Source organism: Pseudomonas sp. NPDC096950 (assembly GCF_044762525.1).
GTDB lineage: Bacteria > Pseudomonadota > Gammaproteobacteria > Pseudomonadales > Pseudomonadaceae > Aquipseudomonas.
In genome coordinates, this window is the sequence record NZ_JBIWEL010000009.1 from 222734 (window position 1) to 231602 (window position 8869).

At 61.4% G+C, this 8869-nt stretch carries 11 protein-coding genes; all 11 read right to left on the bottom strand.

The features are described from left to right. Positions 1–66: 66 nt before the first annotated feature. Positions 67–750 (bottom strand): sulfite exporter TauE/SafE family protein, encoded by a 684-nt coding sequence (locus ACIQY3_RS16740; RefSeq protein WP_403021289.1) that lies wholly within the window; start codon positions 748–750, stop codon positions 67–69. Beyond that, positions 743–961, bottom strand: coding sequence for a cbb3-type cytochrome oxidase assembly protein CcoS (ccoS, locus tag ACIQY3_RS16745; protein WP_047531427.1), 219 nt, complete (start codon positions 959–961; stop codon positions 743–745). Before ccoS ends, ACIQY3_RS16740 begins: the two co-directional genes overlap by 8 nt. 24 nt (positions 962–985) lie before the next feature. Further along, complete coding sequence (locus ACIQY3_RS16750) at positions 986–3436, bottom strand: heavy metal translocating P-type ATPase (RefSeq protein ID WP_403021293.1); 2451 nt, start codon at positions 3434–3436, stop codon at positions 986–988. Positions 3437–3581: 145 nt separating this feature from the next. Then, the gene (locus ACIQY3_RS16755) at positions 3582–4121 is read right to left on the bottom strand and encodes a FixH family protein (protein ID WP_123403332.1); all 540 of its coding nucleotides are present in this window, start codon (positions 4119–4121) and stop codon (positions 3582–3584) included. Positions 4122–4132: 11 nt separating this feature from the next. Next, positions 4133–5548: a cytochrome c oxidase accessory protein CcoG gene (ccoG, locus tag ACIQY3_RS16760; protein WP_403021296.1), complete on the bottom strand. Its 1416-nt coding sequence runs from the start codon at positions 5546–5548 to the stop codon at positions 4133–4135. A 206-nt stretch (positions 5549–5754) separates the two neighbouring features. Next, positions 5755–6165 (bottom strand): type II toxin-antitoxin system VapC family toxin, encoded by a 411-nt coding sequence (locus tag ACIQY3_RS16765; RefSeq protein ID WP_403021298.1) that lies wholly within the window; start codon positions 6163–6165, stop codon positions 5755–5757. Continuing rightward, complete coding sequence (locus ACIQY3_RS16770) at positions 6165–6419, bottom strand: type II toxin-antitoxin system Phd/YefM family antitoxin (protein WP_213937104.1); 255 nt, start codon at positions 6417–6419, stop codon at positions 6165–6167. Before ACIQY3_RS16770 ends, ACIQY3_RS16765 begins: the two co-directional genes overlap by 1 nt. A gap of 179 nt (positions 6420–6598) precedes the next feature. Further along, positions 6599–7582, bottom strand: coding sequence for a cytochrome-c oxidase, cbb3-type subunit III (gene ccoP, locus ACIQY3_RS16775; protein WP_054054083.1), 984 nt, complete (start codon positions 7580–7582; stop codon positions 6599–6601). After that, entirely contained in the window at positions 7579–7764 is a 186-nt protein-coding gene (locus tag ACIQY3_RS16780) for a CcoQ/FixQ family Cbb3-type cytochrome c oxidase assembly chaperone (RefSeq protein ID WP_003175465.1), read from the bottom strand. The genes ccoP and ACIQY3_RS16780 overlap by 4 nt, the downstream gene beginning before the upstream one ends. Before the next feature lie 5 nt (positions 7765–7769). Then, a complete protein-coding gene (ccoO, locus tag ACIQY3_RS16785; protein WP_054054085.1) occupies positions 7770–8378 on the bottom strand; it encodes a cytochrome-c oxidase, cbb3-type subunit II in 609 nt (202 codons plus the stop codon). Continuing rightward, on the bottom strand, positions 8378–8869 hold a 492-nt coding region (locus ACIQY3_RS16790), incomplete at its 5' end, for a cbb3-type cytochrome c oxidase subunit I (RefSeq protein ID WP_403021301.1). The genes ACIQY3_RS16790 and ccoO, both read right to left, overlap by 1 nt.

Genomic DNA, 8869 nt, shown 5'->3' on the forward strand with positions numbered 1-8869 from the left:
CCGCTCCCACAGGGGAATGCATTTCAATGTGGGAGCGGGCTTGCTCGCGAAGGGCGCACCGCCAATCTAATGCCCCATGAGCCAATGCTGATGCGGCCCCGGCAATGTCCAGATCCCGAACAGAATCACCAGCAACCCGCCACTCATCCGCACACTGCGTTTGCGCAACAACGCCGTCACGCGTTCGGCCGCGAGTCCCGTGGCCAATAAAACCGGCCATGTCCCCAGCCCAAACGCCAACATCAACAACCCACTATCCACCGCATTGCCCTGGCTCGCCGCCCACAGCAAGGTGCTGTAAACCAGCCCGCACGGCAACCAGCCCCAGAGGGCGCCCAGCAGCAGGGCGCGGGGCAGGCTCGATACTGGCAGCAGTTTGTTGGCAACCGGCTGGATATGCCGCCAGAGGCCGCGACCAAGGCTTTCGATGCGGGTCAGGCCGCTCCACCAGCCGGCCAGGTACAGGCCCATGCTGATCAGCAGCAACCCGGCGATGACGCGCATGAACATCGCCGCCGGGCTGTTGGCCACTGCCCAGCCGGCCAGGCCGATCAGCAGGCCGGCGGTGGCGTAGCTGAGAATTCGCCCAAGGTTGTAAGCCAGCAATAAGTGGAAGCGACGGCTGCGTTGTTCCTTGGGAATCGCCAGGGTCAGCGCGCCCATCAAGCCGCCGCACATGCCCAGGCAATGACCGCCGCCGAGCAGTCCGAGGATCACCGCCGACACCAGCAGTGGCGCCAGTTCAAGCATGGGGTGGTGCCTTATCGTCCGGTTTGGCCGGATGGCCGCTGGCCTCATCGACTGCCGCCGTGTGGTTCGGGTCCTGGTCGTCGAACAGAATGCTGTGGGCCGGGCCGTCGAGGTCGTCGTACTGACCGCTGTCGACCGCCCAGAAGAAAATGTAGACAGCGATGGCCACGATCAGCAGCGCCGCCGGGATCATCACGTAAAGAGCTGGCATGGGAAGACTCCATGCCCGCGCGGCTCAGGCCGGCAGCGGGCGGGTTTCTGGCGTGGCGCGGACCTTGGGCGTGCTCGGCATCCGAGTCAGGCGCAGGGCATTGAGCACCACGGTCAACGAACTGATCGACATGCCGACCGCGGCCCACACCGGGGTGATCCAGCCGAGGGCGGCGAACGGCAACATGAGGCCATTGTACAGCCCGGCCCACAGCAGGTTCTCGATGATTACCCGACGGGTGCGCCGCGCCAGGCTGAAGGCTTGCACCAGGGCTTCGAGGCGGTTGGACAGCAGCACCGCGTCAGCGCTGGTTTTCGCCAGATCAGTGGCCGAACCCATGGCCACGCTGATATCAGCCGCCGCCAGCACCGGCACATCGTTGACCCCGTCACCGAGCATCAACACCTTGCGACCTTCCTTGTGCAGCTGTTGCAGCACTTGCAACTTGTCATCGGGCCGCAGGCCGCCACGGGCCTCGTCGATACCCAGTTCGGTGGCGACGCTGGCGACCATCGGCGAACTGTCGCCGGACAGCAACAACGTGCGCCAGCCGCGCGCCTTGCACGCCGCGAGCAGAGCCGGGGCGTCGGCGCGCAAGCGGTCGTCGAGGACAAACCACGCCAGCGGCCCGAAGCTGTCACCGAGCAGCAGCCATTGTCCGGCCTCATCCGGCATCAACGGCACGCTGGCACCGCTGAGTTCGCAGACAAAACCCGGCTGACCGATGCGCAGGCGCTGTTCGCCGACCAGGCCTTCAAGGCCGAGCCCCGGCGTACTGAGGACTTCTTCGGCGGCCAAGGGCGCGCGGCCAAATGCCCGGGCGATCGGGTGTTCGGAACGGTTCTCCAGCGCTGCCGCGAGACTCAGGCATTCATCGCTGCCGAGTGAGCCGAGTGGGCGAATCGAACGCAGGGCCAGCCGACCCTCCGTCAACGTGCCGGTCTTGTCGAAAATCACCGTGTCGATCTGATTCAGGCCTTCCAGCACATGGCCGCGGGTCAGCAGCAAACCGAGTTTGTGCAGCGTGCCGGTGGCGGTTGTCAGCGCGGTCGGCGTAGCCAGGGACAAGGCGCACGGACAGGTCGCGACGAGCATCGCCAGCACGATCCAGAACGCCCGCGACGAATCCAGTTCCCACCACAACAGGCCGATGGCGGCGGCAGCGATCAGCGACAACAACAGGAACCATTGGGCGGCGCGGTCGGCGATTTCCGCCAGGCGCGGTTTCTCAGCTTGGGCGCGGTCGAGCAGGCGAACAATCGCGGAGAGTCGCGTGTCATGGCCCAGGGCCAATACTTCCACGGTCAACGCGCCCTCAACGTTCAGGGTGCCCGCCGTGACGGCATCGCCCAAGGTGCGCGGTTGTGGCAGGTATTCGCCGGTGAGCAGGGATTCGTCGATGCTCGACTGGCCGTCGAGGATCTTGCCATCGGCCGGCAGGACCGCACCGGGGTGCACCAGCACCTGATCGCCGATGCGCAGTTCGCTGAGCAGGATTCGCTCGCTCTGGCCGTCAGCACTCAGGCGCAGGCACGAAGCGGGTAACAGGTTGACGAGTTGTGCGGTGGCTGCGGCGGTGCGTTCCCGGGCGCGGCGTTCCAGGTAGCGCCCGGCCAGCAGGAACAGCGCGAACATGCCGACGGCATCGAAATACAGTTCGCCGACCCCGGTGATCGAGGTCCATATCCCGGCGAGATACGCGCTGCCGATCGCCAGCGACACCGAAACGTCCATGGTCAGGTGACGGGTGCGCAGGTCGCGCATCGCGCCTTTGAAGAAGGGCGCGCAGCTGTAGAAGATGATGGGCGTGGTCAGGAACAGCGCGACCCAGCGCAGGATGGTGTGCAGTTCCGGGCTGAGATCGATATTGAATTCCGGCCAGGTGGCCATGGTCGCCATCATTGCCTGGAACCACAGCAGTCCGGCGACGCCGAGCTGGCGCAGGGCCAGGCGGTTTTCGCTAGCCAGTTGTTCACTGGCGCGGTCGGCCTGATAAGGGTGGGCGACGTAACCGATGTGGCGCAATTCGCCGAGCACCTGGCTCAGTGGCAATTGAGCGTCGGCCCAGCGCACGTGCAGGCGATGGTTGGACAGGTTCAACCGTGCCTCGGCCACCGCCGGCAAGCCGCGCAGGTGTTTCTCGATCAGCCAGCCGCAAGCGGCACAGCTGATGCCTTCCATTAACAGTGTGGTTTCAGCGAGTTCACCTTGGTGACGGACGAAGGGTTGCTGCACATCGGCGCGGTCGTACAGCGCCAGTTCGTCTACCAGTTGCACGGGCAAGGATTCGGGGTTGGCCGAGGCCTCGCTGCGATGCTGGTAATAACTTTCCAGACCTCCAGCCACGATGGCTTCAGCCACGGCCTGGCAACCCGGGCAGCAAAGCTCACGGGTTTCACCGAGGACGACGGCGGTGAAGCGGCTGCCGGCCGGGACGGGCAGGGCGCAGTGGTAGCAGGGGGTTGGGGTGGTCATGGGGTTTTCACAGGGTGTTGTCCGATGATCGTTCCCACGCTCTGCGTGGGAATGCCTCCCCGGACGCTCCGCGTCCGCTTCGGCTGGGACGCGGAGCGTCCCTGGCTGCGTTCCCACGCAGAGCGTGGGAACGATCAGGTGATGCTTACTTCTTCAGGTCTTCCGCGCCTTGCAGCGGCTCATCGCCCAGCAATAAGTCTTTGTCATGGCTGACCTGTTCTTCTTCGAACATGCGCCAGGTCTTGTCGTCCTGCACGCCCAGCAATTCGACAAACCGACGGCCCTCGACCTTGTCGCTCATCTGGCCGATGTAGCGGCCCTGTTCGGTTTCGCTGCGGGTCAGGGTGATTTTGCGATCCTTCTCCGGTTGGGTCGGCGAGATCAGATTCAGCTCCACGGTCTTGGGCTGGCTGTTGCCGCTCAGGCGCAGGTCGACTTCGCCGGTCAGTTCATCCAGATGCACGTTGGCGCGCAATTGCAGGGTCTGGGCCAGCAGCTCACGGTCCAGGGAGCGGTTGATGCCTTTGCCGGCCTCGTAATAGTTGTCGTTGACCAGGTTGTCCGGGTTGTTCACGGCGATGGTCACCATGGACAGGGTCAGGGTCACCGAGCAGGCCAGAATCCCGATGATGATCCACGGCCAAAGATGCTTGTACCAAGGGCTTGCGGCAGTTGCTGCGGGCATGATCACTTCTCTCAACGAATTTGTGGGCCGATGAATCGGCTCTTGGCTTCAACGTGGACGCTGTCGTCATCGGCATCCTTGAGGGTGAATTTCACCTCATTGGTGCTCGATGGCAATTGCTCCGGCGCGCTGGACAGCTCCACCGGCTGGCTGAAAATTTCCCCGGCGGCGACTTTGATTTCGCGCTTGCCTTGCAGCTTGAGGTCCGGCAGGCCGCTGGCTTCCAGCAGGTAGGTGTGGTCGCGCTGGTCCTTGTTCATGATCTTCAGGCTGTAGACGTTCTCGATCCGGCCTTCGGCGTTCTCGCGGTACAGCACGCGGTCCTTGCTGACGTCGAACCCCACCAGCGAACGCATGAAGAACGCAGTCACCAGTAAGCCGATCATGGTTAGCAGCACCACGGCATAGCCGATCAGGCGCGGGCGCAGTTTATGGGTTTTCTGCCCGGACAGGTTGTGTTCGGTGGTGTAGCTGATGAGGCCGCGGGGGTAGTCCATCTTGTCCATGATGCTGTCGCAGGCATCAATGCACGCGGCGCAACCGATGCACTCGATTTGCAGGCCGTCACGGATGTCGATACCGGTCGGGCAGACCTGGACGCACATGGTGCAGTCGATGCAATCGCCCAGGCCCTGGGCCTTGTAGTCCACGCCTTTCTTGCGCGGGCCACGGGACTCGCCACGGCGCGGGTCGTAGGAAACGATCAGGGTGTCCTTGTCGAACATCACGCTCTGGAAGCGCGCATACGGACACATGTAGATGCACACCTGCTCGCGCAACCAGCCGGCATTGCCGTAGGTGGCGAGGGTGAAGAAACCGACCCAGAAGTACGACCAGCCATCGGCCTCGCCGGTGAAGAAATCAATGGTCAACTCGCGGATCGGCGAGAAGTACCCGACGAAGGTCATGCCGGTGACAAAACCGATCAACAGCCACAGGCTGTGTTTACTGAATTTGCGCAGGAATTTGTTGGCGCTCATCGGCGCCTTGTCGAGCTTGATGCGCTGGTTACGGTCGCCTTCGGTGACCTTCTCGCACCACATGAAAATCCAGGTCCAGACGCTTTGCGGGCAGGTATAGCCGCACCAGACACGCCCGGCATACACCGTAATGAAGAACAGGCCGAAGGCGCTGATGATCAGCAGGCCCGAGAGCAGGATGAAATCCTGGGGCCAGAAGGTCGCGCCAAAAATGAAGAATTTACGTTCCGGCAGGTTCCACCAGACGGCCTGGTGGCCACCCCAGTTCAGCCACACCGTACCGAAATACAGCAGGAACAAACCGGCCCCGCCCATCATCCGCAGGTTGCGAAACAAACCGGTGAAGGCGCGGGTGTAGATCTTTTCTCGAGAAGCGTAGAGATCGACGCTGTTGTTCGCGTTCTTGGCAGGCGGGGTAACGTCGTGTACCGGAATCTGATTGCTCATCATTGCATCCCACGGCAGTGGAAAAATGCCTCGGTCAGTACGTGCCGACCGCGGTCAAAAAGAGGTGTTGCAGTGGCGCAATGATACGCCTGTCGCTCTATCTCAAGGGTGCGACCTTTGGTCGCGTTGGGAGAAATCAATTGATGGTGTAATGACTTGAATCAATTGACTTGTGAATTATGGACGGTTTTGCCGGTGCGGCGAGTTCATTCATCCCATGGATTGATCAATGCGACACCGCTGGATTGAAAATCACCGATGTTTCGAGTGACCACGGTCAGGCCATGAACAAGTGCAGTCGCAGCGATCAGAGCATCGCTTTCATTTGCTTGATCCGGAACATGCAAGCTGGCACAGCGCAGTGCTACGGCGGCATCGACTGGCAGGATTCTGGCATCGAAGGCCGGTATAACGTGGTGCTTCAGCCAGGTGCGCAGGACCTTCCCCTGGGCGGGGTCACGACGCTCCATTCGAAGTACACCTGTCTCCAGTTCCTTCAAGGTAATAGCCGAAATAAACAGGCGGGGAGCAATGACACTTTTGGCCCAGGCGACAACGTTAGCGTCAGCCTGGGGTTTACGCAGTTCAGAAATCACATTGGTGTCGAGTAGAAACATCAAGACAAGTCCACAGGTCGATGGGTGATCACGGCGCGCTCGGTTTCGAAGTCGATATCTGCCGCTTCTGGCATGACGAGCAGGTCGACAATATTGGCGTTGGTACCGGTCAGCTTTTGGTACTCCTCAATGCTTAGCAGCACGTGAGCAGGCTTGCCACGGTCGGTGATGATTACCGGGCCCTGACGTGTGGCTTTTTTGGCACTACTTGTGTCCTGGTTGAATTCACGGCTGGAAATCGTGGTGATGGCCATCATGGCGGCCCCCTCTTGAAAGTACTTTGTAGAAACGTTACTACTCAATAGCCCGTCTCGCAAGCCGCGAGGGAAGAGAGCCGCTACCTCCGGTCGCCATGGGCATGAGTAGCCATAAACAAAACGGCCCCGCCAATTCACATTGGCGGGGCCGTTTTTTGTTGCTTCAAGCGTTTGCCTTATTGGGCGTCCGCCGCCGGAGCTTTCTCACCGTGAGACAAGCTGTAGACGTAAGCGGCCAGCAGGTGAACCTTGTCGTTGCCTTGCAGCTGTTCTTGCGCAGGCATCTGGCCCTGGCGGCCGTAACGGATGGTCTGCTGCAGTTGAGCGAAGCTCGAACCGTAGATGAACGCCGCCGGGTGGGTCAGGTTCGGCGCGCCCATCGCTGGGGTGCCTTTGCCTTCCGGACCGTGGCACACGGCGCAGTTGGCGGCGAACAGTTTCTGCCCGGCAGCCGGGTCGGCCTTGGTGCCTTCCGGCAGTTTGCGGCCATCGAGGTTGGTCAGCACGAACGAGGCAACATCCGCCACGCCTTGCTCGCCGATCACTTCAGCCCACGCCGGCATGACCGCATGACGGCCACCCATGATGGTGGTCTTGATGGTTTCCGGCTCGCCGCCCCAACGCCAGTCGGCGTCGGTCAGATTCGGGAAGCCATAAGCGCCCTTGGCGTCGGAACCGTGGCAGACCGAGCAGTTGGAGGCGAACAGGCGGCCACCCATCTTCAGGGCTTGCGGGTCCTTGGCGACTTCTTCGATCGGCATGGAAGCGAACTTGGCGAAGATCGGGCCGAACTTGGCGTCCGACTTGGCCATTTCCTTTTCCCACTCGTGCACGCCGGTCCAGCCGGTCTGGCCATTGGCGAACGCGGTCTGCTTGTCGTTATCGAGGTAGTTGTAGCCTGGCAGCAGGCCTTTCCAGTTACCCAGGCCTGGATACAGCACCAGGTAGCCCAGGGCGAAGATGATGGTGCCCACGAACAGCATGAACCACCATTTCGGCAGTGGGTTGTCGTACTCCTCGATCCCGTCGAAGGAGTGGCCAACAGTCTCTTCGGTGGCTTCGCTGCGCTGGCCCTTGCGGGTAGACAGCAGCAGCCAGGTCAGGGCGAAGATAGTACCCAGACTGAGGACTGTGACGTACAGACTCCAGAACGTAGTCATTCTTTGTTACTCCTAGAAGCTTGCTCGACGTGCTTGATGGCTTCGGGATCATCCGCGAAAGGCAGCAAGGTCGCGTCTTCAAACTCCGACTTGCGCTTGGGGCTGAACACCCACAACGCCAGACCGATGAAGGCCACCATCACAACAACGGTGCCCAGGCCACGAATCATCCCGATATCCATCTAAATCACCGTTTGCTTTTGATGATGGTGCCCAGGCCTTGCAGATAGGCCACCAGCGCGTCCATTTCGGTTTTGCCCTTCACAGCATCCTTGGCGCCGGCGATGTCTTCGTCGGTGTAAGGGACGCCGAGCGTGCGCAAGACTTCCAGTTTCTTGGCGGTGTCTTTGCCGTCGAGCTTGTTTTCCACGAGGAACGGGTAGGCCGGCATTTTCGACTCGGGCACCACGTTGCGCGGGTTGTACAAGTGCGCACGCTGCCAGTCATCGGAGTAACGACCGCCGACACGGGCCAGGTCCGGACCGGTACGCTTGGAACCCCACAGGAACGGGTGGTCCCAGACGCTTTCACCGGCGACCGAGTAGTGGCCGTAACGTTCGGTTTCAGCACGGAACGGGCGGATCATCTGCGAGTGGCAGCCGACACAACCGTTGGCGATAAAGACGTCGCGTCCTTCGACTTCAAGCGCCGGGCGAGGCTTCATGCCTTCGACCGGCTTGTTGGTAACGTCCTGGAAAAACAGCGGGACGATCTGGGTCAGGCCGCCGATGCTGACGGCGATGACCATGAAGAAGGCCAGCAGGCCAATGTTCTTCTCGACTGCTTCATGCTTCATCAGTGAGCTCCAACTACAGCAATCTGAGCGGCGGCTTCGGCTTCAGCCGGGTTCGAGGCACGTACGGTACGCCATACGTTGTAGGCCATGAACAGCATGCCGCTGGCAAAGAACGCACCGCCCAGGGCGCGAACGATGTAGCCAGGGTGGCTGGCTTGCAGCGCTTCGACGAACGAGTAGGTGAGGGTGCCGTCGTCGTTGATTGCACGCCACATCAGACCCTGGGTGATGCCGTTGACCCACATCGAAGCGATGTACAGAACGGTACCGATGGTCGCGAGCCAGAAGTGCGTGTTGATCAGGCCGATGCTGTGCATCTGCACGCGACCGAACAGTTTCGGGATCATGTGGTAGATCGCGCCGATCGAGATCATCGCTACCCAGCCGAGCGCGCCGGCGTGTACGTGGCCGATGGTCCAGTCGGTGTAGTGGGACAGCGAGTTGACGGTCTTATTGGCCAGCAACGGGCATACTAGGTGCGAAAGGCCGAA